The organism is Streptomyces sp. HSS9-12 (assembly GCF_054963655.1).
In genome coordinates this window covers 1-18,677 of the sequence record NZ_JBUEGC010000025.1, presented here as the reverse complement: position 1 = coordinate 18,677, position 18,677 = coordinate 1, and the positions used below count along the sequence as shown (strand labels likewise).

Annotated in this window: 15 protein-coding genes and 3 pseudogenes; 10 read left to right on the top strand and 8 right to left on the bottom strand. The window is 70.0% G+C overall.

Translation table 11 applies throughout. The annotated features are described in order from the left end of the window. Positions 1 to 112 precede the first annotated feature (112 nt). Both ddaH and ACY34J_RS15465 read right to left on the bottom strand, forming a co-directional pair. Positions 113 to 889, bottom strand: coding sequence for a dimethylargininase (gene ddaH, locus ACY34J_RS15470; RefSeq protein WP_462727054.1), 777 nt, complete (start codon positions 887 to 889; stop codon positions 113 to 115). Between the two features lie 361 nt (positions 890 to 1,250). Further along, positions 1,251 to 1,664: an SsgA family sporulation/cell division regulator gene (locus tag ACY34J_RS15465; protein ID WP_462727053.1), complete on the bottom strand. Its 414-nt coding sequence runs from the start codon at positions 1,662 to 1,664 to the stop codon at positions 1,251 to 1,253. 275 nt (positions 1,665 to 1,939) lie between these two features. Between ACY34J_RS15465 and mmpA the strand changes: the two genes are divergently transcribed. The 3 genes and pseudogenes from mmpA to ACY34J_RS15450 all read left to right on the top strand — a co-directional run bounded on the left by mmpA (position 1,940) and on the right by ACY34J_RS15450 (position 3,196). Next, the gene (gene mmpA / locus ACY34J_RS15460; protein ID WP_462727052.1) at positions 1,940 to 2,098 is read left to right on the top strand and encodes a morphogenic membrane protein MmpA; all 159 of its coding nucleotides are present in this window, start codon (positions 1,940 to 1,942) and stop codon (positions 2,096 to 2,098) included. A gap of 37 nt (positions 2,099 to 2,135) precedes the next feature. Beyond that, positions 2,136 to 2,826: pseudogene (locus ACY34J_RS15455) on the top strand (endonuclease V). Positions 2,827 to 2,896: 70 nt separating this feature from the next. Continuing rightward, positions 2,897 to 3,196 (top strand): YciI family protein, encoded by a 300-nt coding sequence (locus ACY34J_RS15450; RefSeq protein WP_462727051.1) that lies wholly within the window; start codon positions 2,897 to 2,899, stop codon positions 3,194 to 3,196. Between the two features lie 28 nt (positions 3,197 to 3,224). Here the strand turns inward: ACY34J_RS15450 and ACY34J_RS15445 are convergent. From ACY34J_RS15445 to ACY34J_RS15435, 3 genes and pseudogenes are all read right to left on the bottom strand, one after another. Further along, positions 3,225 to 3,428: pseudogene (locus ACY34J_RS15445) on the bottom strand (family 16 glycosylhydrolase); the annotation flags it as partial. A 28-nt stretch (positions 3,429 to 3,456) separates the two neighbouring features. After that, positions 3,457 to 4,695 (bottom strand): glycoside hydrolase family 64 protein, encoded by a 1,239-nt coding sequence (locus ACY34J_RS15440; RefSeq protein ID WP_462727050.1) that lies wholly within the window; start codon positions 4,693 to 4,695, stop codon positions 3,457 to 3,459. Positions 4,696 to 5,142: 447 nt separating this feature from the next. Further along, positions 5,143 to 6,318, bottom strand: a complete 1,176-nt coding sequence (locus ACY34J_RS15435) for a saccharopine dehydrogenase family protein (RefSeq protein WP_462727049.1) — start codon at positions 6,316 to 6,318, stop codon at positions 5,143 to 5,145. A gap of 576 nt (positions 6,319 to 6,894) precedes the next feature. Between ACY34J_RS15435 and ACY34J_RS15430 the strand changes: the two genes are divergently transcribed. The 6 genes and pseudogenes from ACY34J_RS15430 (at position 6,895) to ACY34J_RS15405 (ending at position 14,357) form a co-directional block, all read left to right on the top strand. Next, the gene (locus tag ACY34J_RS15430) at positions 6,895 to 7,830 is read left to right on the top strand and encodes a dihydrodipicolinate synthase family protein (protein WP_462727048.1); all 936 of its coding nucleotides are present in this window, start codon (positions 6,895 to 6,897) and stop codon (positions 7,828 to 7,830) included. Between the two features lie 53 nt (positions 7,831 to 7,883). Then, positions 7,884 to 8,040: pseudogene (locus ACY34J_RS15425) on the top strand (MFS transporter); the annotation flags it as partial. Positions 8,041 to 8,622: 582 nt separating this feature from the next. Beyond that, positions 8,623 to 9,753, top strand: coding sequence for a CaiB/BaiF CoA transferase family protein (locus ACY34J_RS15420; protein WP_462727047.1), 1,131 nt, complete (start codon positions 8,623 to 8,625; stop codon positions 9,751 to 9,753). A 1-nt stretch (position 9,754) separates the two neighbouring features. After that, positions 9,755 to 10,897, top strand: coding sequence for an acyl-CoA dehydrogenase family protein (locus ACY34J_RS15415; protein ID WP_462727046.1), 1,143 nt, complete (start codon positions 9,755 to 9,757; stop codon positions 10,895 to 10,897). A 38-nt stretch (positions 10,898 to 10,935) separates the two neighbouring features. Next, positions 10,936 to 12,150 (top strand): acetyl-CoA C-acetyltransferase, encoded by a 1,215-nt coding sequence (locus ACY34J_RS15410; RefSeq protein WP_462727045.1) that lies wholly within the window; start codon positions 10,936 to 10,938, stop codon positions 12,148 to 12,150. Between the two features lie 35 nt (positions 12,151 to 12,185). Further along, a complete protein-coding gene (locus ACY34J_RS15405) occupies positions 12,186 to 14,357 on the top strand; it encodes a 3-hydroxyacyl-CoA dehydrogenase NAD-binding domain-containing protein (RefSeq protein ID WP_462727044.1) in 2,172 nt (723 codons plus the stop codon). Positions 14,358 to 14,571: 214 nt separating this feature from the next. Here ACY34J_RS15405 and ACY34J_RS15400 read toward each other — a convergent pair whose 3' ends face one another. The 3 genes from ACY34J_RS15400 to ACY34J_RS15390 form a co-directional block, all read right to left on the bottom strand. After that, entirely contained in the window at positions 14,572 to 15,330 is a 759-nt protein-coding gene (locus tag ACY34J_RS15400; RefSeq protein ID WP_462727043.1) for a MerR family transcriptional regulator, read from the bottom strand. 329 nt (positions 15,331 to 15,659) lie between these two features. After that, positions 15,660 to 16,985: a PPC domain-containing protein gene (locus ACY34J_RS15395; protein ID WP_462727042.1), complete on the bottom strand. Its 1,326-nt coding sequence runs from the start codon at positions 16,983 to 16,985 to the stop codon at positions 15,660 to 15,662. Positions 16,986 to 17,001: 16 nt separating this feature from the next. After that, positions 17,002 to 17,298: a hypothetical protein gene (locus ACY34J_RS15390; protein WP_462727041.1), complete on the bottom strand. Its 297-nt coding sequence runs from the start codon at positions 17,296 to 17,298 to the stop codon at positions 17,002 to 17,004. A gap of 276 nt (positions 17,299 to 17,574) precedes the next feature. Between ACY34J_RS15390 and ACY34J_RS15385 the strand changes: the two genes are divergently transcribed. Then, positions 17,575 to 18,468, top strand: coding sequence for an oxygenase MpaB family protein (locus ACY34J_RS15385; RefSeq protein ID WP_462727040.1), 894 nt, complete (start codon positions 17,575 to 17,577; stop codon positions 18,466 to 18,468). Positions 18,469 to 18,677 lie beyond the last annotated feature (209 nt).

Below are 18,677 nucleotides of genomic sequence, written 5' to 3'. Positions count from 1 at the left end.
GGCTCCTGGGGACGTGCGAAACACCTACGGCTGCGTAGGTTACGAATCCGTAGGTTAAGCCCCGGTAAGGCTGAGGCCAAGGGCGGCGGGGGTATCGTCCCGCTTCGCCCTGCTATGCATACAGCTCGCGCAGCCGCACCGACAGACAAGTGACGCAGCCCTCCAACTTCTCGAACTCGCTGATATCGACCATTACCGGCTCATATCCCAGCCCCGCGAACAGCTCCGCACTCTTCGGTGCGCTCGCCGCCATCAGCAGCTTCCCGCCGCCCAGCAGCACCACATGCGACCCCGGCTCCTCCGGCACCGGAAGGAAGTGCGGAAAGATCGACGGGTCATCGACGCTCGGCGGGTAGCCGATCACCGTGCCGTCCGGGAGTGCGGTCACCGCCGACTTCAGATGCAGCACTCTGCTGACGGGGACGGCTATCACCCGGGCTCCCAGTGGCTCGAAGGCATGGCGCAGCTGCTGCACCCCCGCCGCGTTCGTCCGCCCGCCCCGCCCCACGTAGATGGTGTCGCCGACCTTGAGGACGTCCCCGCCGTCCAGCGTTCCGGGCTCCCATACCCAGTTGATCGAGCACCCGAGCTGGGCCACGGCCTCCTCCACCGCCCCCGTCTCCGGCTTGCGGGAGTCCGCCCCCGGTCGGGTGATCAGTGCCACGTTCCGGAAGAGGACCACCGTGTCCTCGATGAAGACGCTGTCCGGGCAGTTCTCGGCGGGCTCCACCTCGAACGGTTCCCAGCCGTGGTGCTGCAGTGCGTGGACGTAGCCCACCCACTGGTCCAGCGCCAGCGCCGGGTCGACCGGTGACCGCTCGATATGAGTGACGAGGCCCTCCGCCAGGCGCGGGCTCGGTCGGCGGATCAACGCCTTCTTGCTGGGCACGGTGGCTCCCTCTCGGATGTCCGGACAGCGGCAAATCTGTGTGATGCCCCATCCTGACGTTCACCGAGGCAAATCCTCTAGTGCCGACCCCCGCCGACCTGGCGGAATCCCAGCGTCACCGCCTCCCGGACGGCGATTTCCGCAAACCCTTCACGATCGCACCACGCCACCTCCGCGCGGCCTGGCGCGGCAGGCCGCACGGAGGCAGCGGCCCGCCAGGCTCAGCAGCGCGCGGAGGTACGGACCGCCCGCTGAAGATCGGAGGCGCACGCGCCAACCAGCCGCTCGGCACACTGTCGAGCGGCGAGCGCTTCCGGGCGGCGCTGGCGGCTCGTCACCCGTGGTCGAACGGCAGATTCGCTCAGGCCTCACGCTGCAGCGCCGCCAGTACGCGGTCCAGGTCGAGGTGCGTATGTTCCAGGCCCCGGGGCACCATGGCGTACGACCGCCGCAGAAAGACGCGCAGGTCAGCAGAGAGCATCTGCACCATGGCCGTGCCGGCGCAGGCGTGGAACTCCAGCACCGTCGCGTCCGTGCCGGCCGGCCGTACGTGCACATCGCCGTCGCCCGCCGGCGCCTTGAGCCCAGCCGCCAGCAGGTCGCGCCCGAACACCCAGGACACATCCGCACCGGCGAGCGACACCTGCGGCGGGAAGCAGAAGCGGACGGCCAGCGGGTCGTCACGCCGGTAGCGCAGCACCACCGGTATGTCCTGGATCCGGTCCCCGGAGGTGATGAGGCTCGCCTGGGCGGCTTGGTCTATGACAGGGGACAACGCCTGCCTCCTCGCGGTCGTGGGTGCGGTCCGTGTCGCTGTGGTGCCACTGCTGCTGCGCCTGTGTCGCTCACCCGGTGAGACGACGGGGAAGCCGGATCCGTGCACCGGAGGAGCGTGACCTCTGTCACGGCGGCACCCGGGCAACGGCCCTCCTCACGCCGTCTCGGCCCACTCTAGGAACGCGCGGTACCCCCACGCACCAGTACTCATGCGCAGACGGATGAGTAGCCGCACTCATGTGCGGGCGCGGGCGGGCTGGCCAGGATGCCGGTATGAACAAGATCGCGAGCACCGAGTACCCGCAGGGCCGTCCGCACCGCACGGCGGTCGACGGTGCGATGAAGGCGGCCTTGGCGGTGGCCGCCCTCGCGGCGGCGGTGTGGGTGGTCGGCATGGTCGTCACTGTGGCGCTGTGGGTGCGGGCGACCTGAACGACACAGTCGCCCGCGACCTGATAGGACAGCTGCCATGGGACGGACAGGCGGGGAGTGGCCCGGCACGGAGGCCGAGGCGGTCGCGGAGCAGCTGCGGCTGCGCGGCCTGGTCGATCGTGTGAGCAAGGGCCCCGCCCCCGGCATCAGCGGGCGGATCGCCGGGGTGGATGTGGCCTACGACGAGGAGTCCGGCCAGGTCGCCGCGGCTGCCGTCGTCCTGGACCCGCAGACCCTCGAGGTGCTCGAGGAGGCGACCGCGGTCGGTCACGTCTCGTTCCCGTACGTACCCGGGCTGCTGGCCTTCCGCGAACTCCCGCCGGTCCTGGTCGCGTTGGAGAAGCTGAGCGCCCCGCCGGACCTGGTGGTCTGCGACGGCTACGGCATCGCGCACCCGCGCCGCCTGGGCCTGGCCAGCCACTTGGGAGTGCTCACCGGGATCCCCTCCTTCGGGGTCGCGAAGACGCCCTACGCGTTCGCGTACGAGGAGCCCGGGGCCGGGGCGGGGTGCCTGGACGCCGCTTCTGGACGGCGGGGAGGTCGTGGGGCGGGCGCTGCGTACGCGGCAGGGGGTCAAGCCGGTGTTCGTGTCCGTGGGGCACGGCATCGGACTGGACCACGCCTGCGCCCATACGCTGAGGCTGGCCCCGCGCTACCGGCTGCCGGAGACGACGCGGCGCGCCGACGCGCTGTGCCGCCGCTCGCTCGCGGCGGCGGTGACCGGCTGACCGCCGGGAAGGCACCGGCCGGTCGGGGCCGGTGCGCGAACCGTCCGGCCCCGCCGCGTACGCTCTGATCATGTTCGTACTGGAGCTCACCTACACCGGGCCGATGGACGAGGTCGACGCCCTGCTCGAACCCCACCTGGAGTGGGTGAACGAGCAGTTCGAGGCGGGGGTGTTCGTCGCCTCGGGGCGCAAGAGGCCGCGCGACGGCGGTGTGATCCTCGCGGTCGGCGACGACCGCGACCGGATGGAGGCCATCGTCGCCAGCGACCCCTTTGTCCAGGAGGAGGTCTGCGCTTACCGCATCACGGAGTTCACCATGACCCGCACGGCGCCGGGCCTGGAGAATTACCGCCAGCAGCCCATCGGCTGAGCCCTTCCCGGCTGCTGGGCCGACGCTGCGCGGGGCTCCGCCGATCTCCTTGGTACTCCTTGCCGTCGACGGACCAGGCGATCGCGTCCGGGGACCACTCGACGGCGAAGGTGTGGAAGTCGTCCGCGAACGCCTTCCCGTCGGGCAGCGAGTACGAGCCGGTGATCGGGTTGCTGCCGGAGTAGCCGGGGCGGAAGGCTGCCGCCAGGGCCTGTTCATGGGTCCCGGGCTCTCGGCGCTGGCGGCATGCCAAACCGGCTTTAGCCGACGCTGACGGTGAAGCGGCGCGGGTTGCCGTCGTTGGCGGCGCCCGAGACGTCCGGCTCACCGTCGGGGCGCACATCGTCGTAGGGGAATGCGTAGCCGATGGGGCTGTTGGCGTGCACGATCCTCGCCCAGTGGTTGGTCGAGGGGTCCTGGTAGTAGTCCGCGGTCTTGGTGCCGTTCGGCTGGTCCGGGTGGGTCAGCAGCGTGCTGCGGTTGAACGCGGCCGCCAAGCGGGCGAGCAGCCCCTTCTTGTCGTCGGAGTCCTGGGGGTTGTTGGCGAACGGCCCGTGGTTGCAGGTGAAGATGTCGCGGGAGACGGGCTTGACGAAGGTGTGCCCGCCCTCGAAGGTGAGCGCGTTGCCCTTCACCCGACCGGTCAGCACTCCGCGCCCGCCCTGGAGGTCCACCTTCAAGTCGGCATCGCGGTACTTCTCCCACACCTGGTCGATGTAGTGATCGAAGACCGAGCCGAAGGGCATCTGGTCCGGCTGCTCGAAGAACGGCGCCATCACGGTCTGCGGGGAGACCACCCGCAACACCCTGTCTCCCTCTCCGCGCAGGATCAGCTTGTCCCAGGGCTGGCCGTCCTTCTTGGCCTGGGCGGCCAGGTCGTTGGCGATGGCATCCACCGCCCCGTCCGGGAGCGCCTTCACCCTGTGCGTGGCGTCCCCTTCCAGGGTGAGGCCGATCGGCAGAGCGGTCACCAGGTCCACGTAGCTGATGTTGGCGAAGAGCTGCTCCGAGTTGAAGGTGAACTCACAGAAGGACCAGATCTTGTTGAAGTTCGGATCCTCTTTGGTGGCGAAGGCGGGTTCGGTCAGCGCCGGCCCAGGATTGACAAAGAAATCCAGCGTGTCGTCACGGACGAAGTAGATCCGGGCGCCGTACATCTGCGGCAGCGTCAGGACGGTGGGCCGGGAGCTCGACAGCGGTATGGAGCAGTCCACGGGCAGCGGGGTCTGCGGTTTGGACGGCGACTCCGGGTAGAACGGCTCGCCGTCCGCGCGCAGCAGCATCCACTTGTCCGTGCCGACCTCCCGGCCGGTCACATAGGCCTTCATCGTGCCGGACGATGCCTTGGACTCCAACGCCAGCTCGCAGGTGGAGGGCGCGGCGGACGCGCGCGTTCCCAGGTTGTTGGACCACAAGGGAGCGGAAGCCGCTGCCGCTCCTACTGCTCCGGCGGTGAAGAGAAACTTCCTGCGGGATACGAGCTTCCTGCGGGTACCCAATGAAACCTCCTGATGTGGGGGGGGGAGGCAGTATGCGACGCGACCGGCGGACGGTGGCGCGCAGCCAGAATCAGACGGCTACTGGGACACACAAACTCGCCCCAATCCCGCTTGTGAAGCGGCGACGCGCCGTCGTTGGCGCCCCACTCTGGTACAGACCAACGGGCGACGTCAACCGAGAGCGCTCTCAAAGTGGCGACCTCGTACATGAGTTGAACGAATCCCCGAGGACGAACCGGCGTCAGCCGGACTTCTTCACCTTCTCCAGCCGGCACGGCCGGCGGGCGCTATGCCTGCCGGATAGGCTCTGCGGATCCACTCCCAGTGGCTCGGGTGGGCAACATCGCCTGGAGCAGTTGCCGACCCACAAGCCCGCCGATGCCGTGCTCACCCGCATCGGCGCCCTCGTCGATGCCCACAGCACCGGCCTGAGGACTGACAGCTGTCTCAGCGGGATTCGACGACGCTGAAGGCCAGACCCGCGCGGGTCAGGCGCGCGGTCAGCGCGTCGCCCATCGCGACCGCCGTGGTGACCTGCCCCGCCGTCTGCGGGAGCTCGTCGAAGGCGAGGCACAGCGCGGACTCGGCCAGCATCTTCGCCGTCTCGTCGTAGCCCGGGTCCCCGCCCGAGACCTCGGTGACCACCTTCCGGCCACCGCCCTCGCCGACGAACCGCACGGTGAACCAGCTGCGGGCGCGCCGGTCCGCGTCCGGGCCCTCGCCCGGCTTGCGCAGAGCGGACAACTGGTTTCGCACCCAGGGGACTTGGGCCACGACGGACAGCGCTCCGATGGCCGTCACCCCGCCAACGGCGATGGGCAGTCGCTTGACGGCGGCGTAGTGCCGGTAGCGGAAGTCGGGGCCGTACCGCTCCAGCGCTGCCGCGGAGCGGGCGACGATCTGTGGGTCGATGGTCGGCAGCGGCAGCGCCCAGGCCCGTACGTCCCGGCTGTGATGGACAGCGCCGAGCGGCGCCCGGACCTGCCGCCCGGCCACCGGGCGCGGCTCGGCGCGCCGCCGCGCCTTGGCAGTGCGGGCCATGCTCAGCGGCCGGGACATCGCGGTGAGGGCGGAGGCGAAGGTTCCGCCGGAGAACGTCCCGTTGGAACGTACAAAACCGTCCACGCGCAGCGGCGCGCCCTCCGGCAGAAGGCCGACGGTGAAGTACACACCCAGGTCGTGCGGGACGGAGTCAAAGCCGCACGCGTGCATCAGACGGGCCCCGGTCTCGGACGCCCGCGCGTGATAGCGCAGATACATCCGGTCGATGAACTCCGGCTCCCCGCACAGATCCACGTAGTCGGTGCCCGCAGCGGCGCAGGCGGCGACCAGCGGTTCGCCGTGGGCCGTATACGGGCCGACGGTGGTGGCGACCACTCGGGTATCGGCGGCGATCTTCCGCAGGGTCTGCGCGTCGCCCGCGTCGGCCTGCAGCAGCGGCAGGCGGGCGCAGTCGGGATTCAGCTCGGTCAGCCGCTCGCGCAGCCGCTCCAACTTGGCGGTGCTGCGGCCGGCCAGCGCCCAGCGGCACTCGGCCGGGGCGTGCCGCGCCAGGTACGCGGCGGTGAGCCCGCCGGTGAAGCCTGTCGAGCCGAAGAGCACGATGTCGTAGGTCCGCCGCACGCCCGCCGCTCCGTTCCATCCCAGCCGTCAAGTTACCCAACGGTAAGAGCCCGCTGACGGCGGGTCAACCAGACGCTCCCGGGCGTGGCCGGATCGCGGATGCAGCCCTCGAGCTCGACAGCCGGGGCCGCGAGCCGCCACACGGCCGCCCGTGCGGCCAGCGGCCGATCCAGAGCGGCATCTTCGGCGCCGGTCACCATGCCGACCGGCAGCCGTCATTGCACGTGAGGGGACCGGGTGTCGTTGGCGTTCGCCATGCCGAAGGCCAGGGGCGAGTGGGGGTCCTGGACGTAACGCGGCACCCAGCTATTCGCTGGGTGTGCCCCCAGGGCCGCCAGGGCCCGAGAATGCGCAGTCCAGTCCAGGACCCCCACCCCGGAGGGCCCGGGCCCCCGGCCGCCCCACGGCGCGGCGCCGTACCCGCCAGGCCCGCCAAGGGGAACCCGCCGCCACGCCGCCCCCCAACCTTGACGACGTGTGCCGCCTCCGGCACTGTCGCCCCAGACATATAGGACGTCCAACGTCCAAATAGCCCGCATTTCCTGACGGTTGTCGTAAAGCAGTTGGAGCCCCGCAATGCCCCTCCCCACCCCCCTCACCGGTGTCGTCCCCCCGCTGTGCACCCCGCTCACCCCCGGCGGCGACGTCGACACCCGGTCGCTGCGCTCGCTCGTCGACCGGCTCATCGGCGCCCGGGTCGACGGCCTCTTCGCGCTCGGCTCCAGCGGCGAGGCGGCGTACCTGAGCGACGCCCAGCGGCGCACCGCGCTGCGTACGGTCGTCGACGCGGCCGACGGACGGGTGCCGGTGCTCGCGGGGGCCATCGACATGACGACCGCGCGCGTGCTCGACCATGCCCGCGCCGCCGCGGGCCTCGGCGCGGACGCCCTCGTCACCACCGCCCCCTTCTACACCCGAACCCACCCCCTCGAGATCGCCGACCACTTCCGCCGCATCCGCGCCGCCGTCGATCTGCCGCTGCTCGCCTATGACATCCCGACCGCCGTGCACGTCAAGCTCCCCGCCGCGACCGTCCTCGAACTCGCCGCGGACGGCACCCTCGTCGGCCTCAAGGACAGCAGCGGTGACGACGGAGCTCTTCGCCGCCTCCTCGTCGCGCTGCGCCGCCGCGGTCTGCTGGACACCTTCTCCGTGCTCACCGGCTCCGAGCTCGCTGTCGACGGGGCGCTGCTCGCCGGCGCCCACGGGGTCGTACCCGGCCTGGGCAATGTCGACCCGGCCGGATACGTACGCCTCTACCAGCACGCCCGCGCCGGCCGCTGGGCCGAGGCCGCCACTGAACAGGACCGGCTCGCCGCCCTCTACGCCCTCACCGAGGCTGGCGACGCCTCGGCCATGAGTGGCAGCTCCTCGGCGCTCGGCGGCTTCAAGGCAGCCCTGCACCTGCTCGGCGTCATCGACTGCCCGGCCACCGCCGCCCCGCAGGTCCCGCTGGGCGATGAGGCGGTGAAGTCCGTACGCCAACTCCTCGAGGAGGGAGACCTGCTATAACCACGGCCCAGGAGCGCTGGTACCGCGAGGTGTCCGGCCGCCAGTGGAAGTCGATGTTCGCCGCGTGGGTCGGCTATGTGCTCGACGGCTTCGACTTCGTGCCGATCACACTCGTCCGCACGGAAATTGCCGAACGACTTTGGACTCAGCACCTTACAGGCGGCGAGCTTGGTCTCCGGGGCCGGCCGGTGGCTGTGCAAGGCCGTTGTAGTCCCACTGTCAGCCCCCAGGACATTTGACCAAGAGCATGCGCTGGGTCAGGTAGTTGCCGTTCATGGCGGGGGGTGTAGCAGCGGTCGGTGGATGGGCCGCCGGGGAGGGCCGGTGGCTGTCCATAGCGGTTGTGGTTCCGCTGCCGCTGTTCGGGATGTTTGACCGGGAGCATGCGTTCAGTCAGGCAGTTGCCGCTCATGGTAGGAGCCGTCGCTCCACAAACGGGGCGGGTGGGGGACATACCCGGCGCGAAGCGATCACGTAGCGCGTCGGTCGGCGTCCGCAGCTGTGGCTGCCCGAACCCGCCGCGAGGCAGTGGCGGCCGTGCCACCCGCCGCACCGCGGCGGGTGGGGGGCATCATGGGCTCTTGAGGAACCCGCGGTCGCCCGTCGACCGGACGGCCGCGCCCGGCCGCATTGGGGATCTTCACCGGCGACCGCGGGACACACGCCCTGGACGGGATGAAAGCGCACTAACGCGCGAAAACCACGCATTGGCGCCTCAGGGCTTGTGCAGAGTGAAACACGTTCTTAGCATCACTGATGTTACATCAAAGGTGTCACACCCTTGGGGGCTTGATGGCAGGGTCAGGAAACGGTCCGCTGGCCGGGGTGCGGGTCGTGGAGCTGGCCGGTATCGGCCCCGGTCCGTTCGCCGCCATGCTGCTCGCCGACCTCGGCGCCGACGTCGTACGGGTCGACCGCCCCGGTGGCCACGGGCTGAACATCAACCCCGACTTCGACATCACCAACCGCAACAAGCGCTCGGTGCTGCTGGACCTCAAGAGCCCGCAGGGCCCCGCCGCGGTGCTCGACCTGGCGCAGCGCGCGGACGTGCTCATCGAGGGCTACCGCCCCGGCGTGGCGGAGCGGCTGGGCGTGGGCCCGGAGGAGTGCCTGGCCCGTAACCCCAAGCTCGTCTACGGCCGGATGACCGGCTGGGGCCAGGACGGCCCGCTGGCCGACCGCGCCGGACACGACATCGGCTATATCGCCATCACCGGAGCGCTGGGCATGATCGGCCGCCCAGACGAGCCGCCCGCCATCCCCGCGAACCTCCTCGGCGACTACGCCGGCGGCTCCCTCTACCTCGTCATCGGCGTCCTCGCCGCGCTGCAGCACGCCCGCGCGACCGGCTCAGGCCAGGTGGTAGACGCCGCGATCGTGGACGGCACCGCGCACCTGACCGCGATGATCCACGGCATGCTGGCGGCCGGCGGCTGGCAGGACCGGCGCGGAGCCAACCTCCTCGACGGCGGCACCCCCTTCTACGGCATCTACGAGACCGCCGACGGCGGCCATATGGCGGTCGGAGCGCTGGAGCAGCGCTTCTACGACGAATTCATCAAGCTGCTCGGCATCGAGGACGAGGTGCCGGACCGCGCCGACTCCGCCCGCTGGGGCGAGCTGCGCGCCGCCATCGCCGACCGCTTCCGGACCCGTACGCGCGAGGAGTGGACCGCGGTCTTCGAGAAATCGGACGCGTGCGTCGCCCCCGTACTGTCCCTGCGCGAGGCCCCGGCCCACCCGCACCTCGCCGCCCGCGGCACCTTCACCGACCACGGCGGCATCACCCAGCCCGCGCCCGCCCCGCGCTTCTCCCGCACCCCAGGCGCCGTGCGGCGGCCACCCGTCCGGCCCGGTGCGGACACCGCCGAGGTGGCCCGCGACTGGGACGTCCCTGCCCTCGCCGAGGAAGGCAACGACTGAGATGAAGCGCCAGATCTTCACCGAGGACCACGACGCGTTCCGCGAGACGGTCCGCACCTTCCTCACCAAGGAGGTGTTGCCGCACTACGAGCAGTGGGAGCGGGACGGCGTCGTCTCCCGCGACGCCTGGCTGGCCGCCGGGCGCCAGGGGCTCCTCGGCTTCGCGGTCCCGGAGGAGTACGGAGGCGGCGGGAACGACGATTTCCGCTACAGCGCGGTGCTCGCCGAGGAGTTCACCCGGGCCGGCACCCCCGGCCTCGCGCTGGGTCTGCACAACGACATCATCGGCCCGTATCTGACAGGACTGGCCACCGACGAGCAGAAGCGGCGCTGGCTGCCCGGCTTCTGTACGGGCGAGACCGTCACCGCCATCGCCATGACCGAGCCCGGCGCGGGATCGGATCTGCAGGGCATCCGCACCACCGCCACCGACCAGGGCGACCACTGGCAGCTCAACGGCTCCAAGACCTTCATCTCCAACGGCATCCTGGCCGACCTGGTGATCGTGGTGGCGAAGACGACCCCCGAGGGCGGGGCGCACGGGCTGAGCCTGCTCGTCGTCGAGCGCGGCATGGCCGGCTTCGAACGCGGCCGCAACCTCGACAAGATCGGCCAGAAGGCCCAGGACACCGCCGAGCTGTTCTTCCGCGACGTCAAGGTCCCGAAGGAAAACCTGCTCGGTGAGCTGAATGGCGCGTTCGTCCACCTCATGACCAACCTCGTACAGGAGCGCATGAGCATCGCGGTCGCCGCGATCGCCGGGGCCGAGCATCTGCTGGAGATCACCACCCAGTACGTCAAGGAGCGCGAGGCCTTCGGACGGCCGCTGTCCAAGCTCCAGCACATCCGCTTCGAGATAGCCGAGATGGCCACCGAATGCGCGGTGACCCGTACCTTCCTCGACCGCTGCATAGTCGACCACGCGAACGGTGAACTCGACGCCGTACACGCCTCGATGGCCAAGTGGTGGGCGACCGAGCTGCAAAAGCGCGCCGCCGACCGCTGTCTGCAACTCCACGGCGGCTACGGCTATATGACCGAGTACCCGGTCGCCAAGGCCTTCACCGATGGCCGTATCCAGACCATCTACGGCGGCACCACCGAGATCATGAAAGAGATCATCGGCCGCTCCCTGCTCGCCTGACCCGCCCTCACCCGCAAAAGCTCGAAAGGCTGCAGACCTTGACCACCGAAGCGTACGTGTACGACGCCATCCGCACCCCGCGCGGGCGCGGCAAGGCCAATGGAGCGCTGCACGGCACCAAGCCCATCGACCTGATCGTCGGGCTCATCCACGAAATCCGCCGCCGCTTCCCCGATCTGGACCCGGCGGCCATCGACGACGTCGTGCTCGGCGTCGTCAGCCCGCTCGGCGACCAGGGCTCCGACATCGCCAAGGTGGCGGCCATCGCGGCCGGACTGCCGGACACGGTGGCGGGCGTCCAGGAGAACCGGTTCTGTGCCTCCGGCCTGGAGGCCGTCAACCTGGCGGCCGCCAAGGTACGGTCCGGCTGGGAGGACCTGATCCTCGCGGGCGGCGTCGAATCCATGTCCCGGGTCCCGATCGGCTCGGACGGCGGCGCCTGGGCCATGGACCCGATGACCAGCTTCGAGACCGGCTTCGTTCCCCAGGGCATCGGCGCCGACCTCATCGCCACCGTCGAGGGCTTCTCGCGTACGGATGTGGACGCGTATGCCGCCCAGTCGCAGGAGCGGGCCGCCGAGGCATGGAAGGACGGCCGCTTCAACCGCTCGGTGGTGCCCGTAACCGACCGCAGCGGCCTGGTCGTCCTGGACCACGACGAGCACATCCGGCCCGGCACGACGGTCGAGAGCCTGGCGGCGCTCAAGCCGTCCTTCGCCATGATCGGCGAGGCAGGCGGGTTCGACGCCGTGGCCCTGCAGAAGTACCACTGGGTGGAGCACATCGACCACGTCCACCACGCGGGCAACTCCTCCGGCATCGTGGACGGCGCGGCCCTCGTGGCCATCGGCAGCCGCGAGGCCGGCGAGCGCTACGGGCTCACCCCCCGCGCCCGGATCGTCTCGGCCGCCGTCTCCGGCGCCGACCCGACCATCATGCTCACCGGCCCGGCACCCGCCTCCCGCAAGGCGCTGGCCAAGGCGGGGCTGACGATCGACGACATCGATCTCGTCGAGATCAACGAGGCCTTCGCGGCCGTCGTACTGCGCTTCGTCCGCGAGATGGGCCTGAGCCTGGACAAGGTGAACGTCAACGGTGGCGCGATCGCCATGGGCCACCCGCTGGGCGCCACCGGCGCGATGATCCTCGGCACACTCATCGACGAGCTGGAGCGGCGCGACCAGCGGTACGGCCTGGCCACGCTGTGCGTGGGCGGCGGCATGGGCATCGCCACCGTCGTCGAACGTCTCTGACCGTCCCGCCCCACCCCCCTTACGGAGAAAGCCTGATGAGCGAGCCCACCACCATCCGCTGGGAGCAGGACGAGACCGGCGTCGTCACCCTCGTCCTGGACGATCCGAACCAGTCCGCCAACACCATGAACCAGGCCTTCAAGGCCTCCCTGGAGGCTGTCGCCGACCGCCTGGAGGCCGAGAAGGACAGCGTCCGCGGCATCATCGTCACCTCCGCCAAGAAGACCTTCTTCGCAGGCGGCGATCTGCGGGACCTGATCGCCATCACCCCCGACCAGGCCCAGCAGGCCTTCGAGATCGGCAACGGCATCAAGCGCGACCTGCGCCGCATCGAGACCCTCGGCAAGCCCCTCGTCGCCGCCATCAACGGGGCGGCTCTCGGCGGTGGTTACGAGATCGCGCTCGCCTGCCACCACCGCGTGGCACTCGACGCGCCCGGCTCGAAGATCGGCCTGCCGGAGGTCACCCTCGGTCTCCTCCCGGCCGGCGGCGGTGTGACCCGTACGGTCCGGCTGCTCGGCGTCGCCGACGCGCTGCTGAAGGTGCTGCTCCAGGGCACCCAGTACAACCCGCGGCGCGCGCTGGAGGCCGGCCTGGTCCACGAGGTCGCGGACACGCCCGAGGACATGCTGAGCAAGGCCCGTGCCTTCATCGACGCCCACCCGGAGTCGCAGCAGCCCTGGGACGTCAAGGGCTACAAGATCCCCGGCGGTACTCCGTCGCATCCCAAGTTCGCCGCCAACCTCCCCGCCTTCCCGGCGAATCTGAAGAAGCAGCTGCAGGGCGCCCCGTACCCGGCTCCGCGCAATATTCTCGCGGCGGCCGTCGAGGGCTCCCAGGTCGACTTCGAGAGCGCGCAGATCATCGAGGCCCGGTACTTCGTGGAGCTGGTCACCGGCCAGATCTCCAAGAATATGATCCAGGCGTTCTTCTTCGACCTCCAGGCCGTCAACGCGGGCCGAAGCCGGCCGGAGGGCATCGAGCCGCGCCAGGTCCGCAAGGTGGCCGTGCTCGGCGCGGGCATGATGGGCGCCGGCATCGCCTACTCCTGCGCCAAGGCGGGGATCGACGTCGTACTCAAGGACGTCTCGCTCGCGGCGGCGGAGAAGGGCAAGGGGTACTCGGCGGGGCTGCTGGACAAGGCCATCGCCAAGGGCCGTACGACCGAGGCCAAGCGGGATGAGCTGCTGGGCCGTATCACCCCGACCGCCGACCCGCAGGACCTGGCGGGCTGCGACGCCGTCATCGAGGCGGTCTTCGAGGACCCGGCGCTCAAGCACAAGGTGTTCAAGGAGATCGAGGGCATTGTCGCGCCCGATGCGCTGCTGTGTTCCAACACCTCCACGCTCCCCATCACGCACCTCGCAGAAGGAGTTGAGCGGCCGCGGGACTTCATCGGCCTGCACTTCTTCTCACCCGTCGACAAGATGCCGCTCGTCGAGATCATCAAGGGCGAGAAGACCGGTGACGAGGCGCTGGCGCGGGCCTTCGACCTGGTCCGGCAGATCAAGAAGACCCCGATCGTGGTCAACGACTCCCGCGGCTTCTTCACCTCCCGCGTCATCGGGCACTTCATCAACGAGGGTGTGGCGATGGTGGGGGAGGGCGCCGACCCGGCCTCCGTCGAGCAGGCGGCGGCCCAGGCCGGCTACCCGGCCAAGGTGCTGTCCCTGATGGACGAGCTGACCCTCACCCTGCCGCGCAAGATCCGCAACGAGTCCAGGCGCGCGGTCGAGGAGGCCGGTGGTACTTGGGAGGCCCACCCGGCCGACGCGGTCATCGACCGGATGATCGACGAGTTCGGACGTACGGGGCGCAGCGGCGGCGCGGGCTTCTACGAGTACGTGGACGGCAAGCGGGCAGGCCTGTGGCCGGGCCTGCGGGAGCACTTCACGAAGAAGGATGTCTCGATCCCGTTCGAGGACATGAAGGAGCGGATGCTCTTCTCCGAGGCTCTGGACACGGTCCGCTGCCTGGAGGAGGGCGTCCTGACCTCCGTCGCCGACGCGAACATCGGCTCCATCCTCGGCATCGGGTTCCCCGGCTGGACCGGCGGTGTGCTGCAGTACATCAATGGCTACGAGGGCGGTCTGCCCGGCTTCGTGGCCCGCGCGCGCGAGCTGCAGGCGGCGTACGGCGACCGCTTCACGCCCCCGCCGCTGCTGCTGGAGAAGGCCGAGAAGGGCGAGACCTTCACTGACGCCTGACCTCAGTACGGACTGCCAGGGCGCGGCCGGATCCGTCATCCGGCCGCGCCCGCTGGCCCACGGACTCGAGCAAGCTCCTCAGGCCAGCCGCATCGCGGGGGAAAACGTCTTCCGGAGCGAGTCAGGTGCGAGCGGCGGCAGCGCGCGACGCCCCGTGTGACGCCCTGCGGCCAGGCGAACTGCGCGTCGTACGGTGTGGAGGCAGGCGCCGCCGTCAGCCCTCCTCGCGCCAGAAGCCCCGTACCTCCTCCTTCATCGACCGCTGAAAGGCCGTCACCAGCGCCTGTACAACCAGCGGCTGCATATGCGCCGACAGCGACTTGACCCGGGCCACCCGCTCCGCGTCCGGCTTCGCTTCGCCTTCCGGCACCCACACCTCGGCGCGGAAGAGCCGGCTCAGCTCGCGCGCCGCGGACCGGGCGTGCTCTATGACGGCCGTGCGCGCCGCCAGAATCGACTCCAGGGACAGCGGTACGTCCAGCAGCCGCACCGCCAGGTGCAGCTGGCCCGGGTCGATCCGGAAGACGCCGTCGTCGTCGGTCCGTTCCAGGGCGCTCATCGCCGCGAGCCGGTCGATGTCGGTGTCCGTCAGTGCGCGCCCCATCCGCCGCTCAAGCTGCTCGCGGGTCGCCTCCTCCGGGGCGTCGGGCACCCAGGAGGCGACCAGCGCGCGGTGAATGGCGAGGTCGTACGGGCTCATGTCCGGCGGCAGTTGCTGCACATAGCGCTCGATGGCGGCCAGCGTCATGCCCTGGTGCTGCAGCTCCTCGATCAGCGCGAGGCGGGAGAGGTGCCCATGGCCGTACCGGCCGACGCGGCGCGGGCCTATCGCGGGCGGGGGCAGGAGGCCGCGAGTGCTGTAGAAGCGGATCGTACGGACCGTGACCCCCGCGCGCGCCGCCAGCTCGTCGACGGTGAGACTGATGTCCTCCTGGGCGGAAGACTCTGCCTCCGGTGTCGTCTGCTGTGCCATCGGCCCCGGCCTCGCTCTCTCCCTGTTTATCGGTCCGGTGCAACAGTATTGCTGTCTCACCAGTCCTGTTGAAACCTTGCGTTCAACTGCGTGAGGGCGTACGCGCCGGGGAAGGTGCGGTGGGGGCCGCGACGGCCGCCTCCCGGCTGGTTGCCGCCGCGAGCAGTCACCCAGAGCCGGCTCAGCGGCCGCAACTACGTGCGCCTGCGCAGGGAAGACCTCTGCGTCGCGAGCCGCCCACGGACCACGGGGCCGGGGGCCGACGGCTGCCGGACGGCAGTAGCCGCCGGGCCGGGAGGGGCGCGCACTTGGCCAGGCGGTATGCGCACTCAGCCAGACGGTTTGCGATGCGGAGACAGCACATAGGACCCGGTGTCGTCTTGGTCGCCGGAGATGGTCAAGGTGTACTCGCCTTCGGCCTCGAACCTGAATGGGCCGATGGTGGACCCGAAGAGCATCTCGTCATCGACGACCGAGTCTTTCGGACCGCGCAGGCTCCACCTGAGGCCCAGTCTGCTCTGGGTTTCCACGTCGAAGCGGATCACCTCTCCCCGGTCCGCGTGGAAGGTGTACAAGTCCTGGCTGCGCGGTGCTTCGATCTTTCCCTTGACCGGGCTTCGCATCGGGGTTTCGTGGCGCTCGATTGGCGAAGCCCACAGCTTGAAACCGTAGGTTCCGGGCGAGCCACCGACGGACCCTCCGCCGATCCGCAAGGTGTACTGACCGGTCTCTGGCAGAGTCACCGCATTGGTGCCGGAGCTACAGCTCAACGAGTATCCGTCGAAGTTGGGCACTGGCTTGCCGCCGGGGCGCGACAACTGCAATTGCACGCTGTAGGAGTTGTCGCAGTCCAGCCGCTGGATGTAGATGCGCTGAGCCGTCTTCGCGGAGAAGGTGTAGCTGTCGATCGCCCCCGGTTCCTCGATGGTTCCCGCCCCCTTCTTGGGGGTGTCCTGCCCGATGGTGTCGCCCAGCGCTACGGAGAACTTCTGGCGCGGTGGGGCAGGGTTGCGTTCCCGGTCCGGGAAGAGGGAGGTCATCAGCCAGATGGCGGTGCCCAGAATGGCCAGCAGCAGCACTCCCAACAGGATCCCGTAGGGAGAGAGGACGATGCGGGCGCGGTCGGGCAGTTCGCGGCCGCTCAGATCCTCGATCGATCTGACGTCTGCCAGATGTCCCACGACGCGTACCCCGCTGAAGGGGCCATCCAGCAGTACCTGCAGCTCGATGAAGTCGCCGGGATTGAGCAGTAGCGGAGAGACCTCCAGCTCGCCGCCCTCTGCCAAGATGATGGAGGGCGGGTTGGCGCCCGACCCCGGCCCGACCGTGGCGCCCACCACGGACACGACGTGGGCACCACCCTCCAGGAACACCCGCAGGTTGTTCTGGAAGTCCCCCGGCTGAACGGCCGCACTGCCCGGGTTGCTGATCTGAAGAACGACGAGCCGGGGGTCGTCCAGGCGGCGATCGTCGTAGCGGATGGTCAGCAGTTCCAGCGAGCCGGCACCTTGCGAAACCAGGGGGGTATGGGTCACCACACGGTAGCCGAGGCGCTTGGTCGTCTCCCGTCGGTGGATGACGAACGCGACGCGGGCGCCGACGGCGATACCGATCACGGAGAGGACGACGCCGAGCCAGCCGAAGAACAGATCCACGGGCGCACCGCCCCGTTCAGTCGCGGTCGCCGCTATGGGACTGCTGGAGCACCCAGCCGAGCAAGCCGGCGATGAGGAGCGCCTGCCCGAGCATGGGCAGCACGGTCGAGACCCCCATGATCCGGGTCCAGGTGTCGGTCTGCTCCTGCATGTGGCTGAGGTCGAAGTTCAGCGGGTCCTTGAAGTCGGGCATGGGCATGCTGGTGTCGAGCTGGGCGAAGACCACACCGTGCAGCAGCAGGCACAGGGAGCCGAGAGCGATGAGGAGCAGGCTCCTGCGATTGCGGCGTATGGCTGCGGCGATCTTGTCCACCGGTTCTCCCCGTTGTCGAAGGTCAGCACAGATGTGGGTTCCGCCCGTCCATGATTGCGGAAAGACAGCGAGGTGTCCCGGGGTTCGTCTGGATAAACTCGCCCGATCTACAGGGCAGTTGGGCCTGTGAGGGCATGGCGCAGAGGCCGCTCCGACGACGTGCTCTGCAGCGCGCCCCGGCCCGCCAACCAGCGGTCCCAGGTCCCCAGGCCGCCGGCGGGTGAGGTCGCGAAGAGCGCTGGGACCGTCGGGGGGAAACGGAACGATGATGGAAGCGTGACCACCGTGCACGACGTCCGTACGCGCCGGGAGTCCGCGGTCCCGGAGCCGCTGCCCGGCGGTGGAATCCTATGGGAGATCGCGGGGGAGGTCCGGAGCGTCCTCGGGCTGCCCTCGGCGATGGTGATGCAGGTCGCGCACCCCGCCGTGGGCGCGGGCGTGGATCAGCACTCGGTCTTCCGTACGGACCCGTGGGGCCGGGGCCGGCGCTCGCTCGCCTCGGTGCAGCTGTGGGTGTACGGCGGCGAGGCCGCCGTCGAGGAGGGCCGCAGACTGCGGAAACTCCACCGGACCATCCAGGGCACCGACGCCCACGGCCGCCGCTACCACGCGCTCGACCCCGCCACCTACTCCTGGGTACACGCGACCAGCTTCCCGATGTACCGGCACATCCAGCGCCGTCTGGGCAGCCCGTTCACCGATGCGGAGGAGCAGCAGTTGTACGCCGAGCTGTTGCAGCTCGGCCGGATCCTGGGCATCCGCGACCGCGACATGCCGCAGACGATCGAGGACTTCTGGCCGTACTACCGCCGCGTGCTGCGCGAGGAGTTGGAGGCGACGGTGGTGGCGCGAGAGCTGGTCGCCATCGACCGGCCGATACCGCCGCCCGACCGGGGCCCGCGGCTGGTGCGCCTTCTGATACGGGCCGCCTGGCCGCTGCTGCTGCCTCCGCTGGCGCGCTTCAGGCGCTTCCTCACCATCGGGCTGATACCGCCGGACGCGCGCGAGGCGATCGGGCTGGACTGGACCGACCGGCAGGAGCGCCGGCTGCGGCGCTTCGGACAGGTCGTAGGGGTTGTGGTGCCCCTGCTGCCGGAGCGGCTGCGGTATCTGCCGTACGCGCGGGAGGCCCGGCGCGCCAGGCGCCGGGCCGAGAGCGGCCGGCCATAGGCCGGCCCCGGCGAGCGCCGAGGCCGGCCCGGGTTCTCTAGTGCCGCGTCAGCCAGGGTTTGGCCCGCTCGCCGCCCTGGCACGGCCATCTGCTGCATTGCCCGATCGACCGAGTAGGCCCACACTACGAGGCCGATCCGGCGCCTTGCAGCTGACCGCACCAGGTCACCTCGCTACCGGGCAAACCCCGGCTGACGCGGCACTAGTCA

Excerpts from the sequence above, each read along its gene's own strand:
- mmpA (WP_462727052.1), top strand. The coding sequence starts at position 1,940 with ATGAACAAGATCGCGAGCACCGAGTACCCGCAGGGCCGTCCGCACCGC.
- ACY34J_RS15450 (WP_462727051.1), top strand. The coding sequence starts at position 2,897 with ATGTTCGTACTGGAGCTCACCTACACCGGGCCGATGGACGAGGTCGAC.
- ACY34J_RS15430 (WP_462727048.1), top strand. The coding sequence starts at position 6,895 with ATGCCCCTCCCCACCCCCCTCACCGGTGTCGTCCCCCCGCTGTGCACC.
- ACY34J_RS15420 (WP_462727047.1), top strand. The coding sequence starts at position 8,623 with ATGGCAGGGTCAGGAAACGGTCCGCTGGCCGGGGTGCGGGTCGTGGAG.
- ACY34J_RS15415 (WP_462727046.1), top strand. The coding sequence starts at position 9,755 with ATGAAGCGCCAGATCTTCACCGAGGACCACGACGCGTTCCGCGAGACG.
- ACY34J_RS15405 (WP_462727044.1), top strand. The coding sequence starts at position 12,186 with ATGAGCGAGCCCACCACCATCCGCTGGGAGCAGGACGAGACCGGCGTC.
- ACY34J_RS15400 (WP_462727043.1), bottom strand. The coding sequence starts at position 15,330 with ATGGCACAGCAGACGACACCGGAGGCAGAGTCTTCCGCCCAGGAGGAC.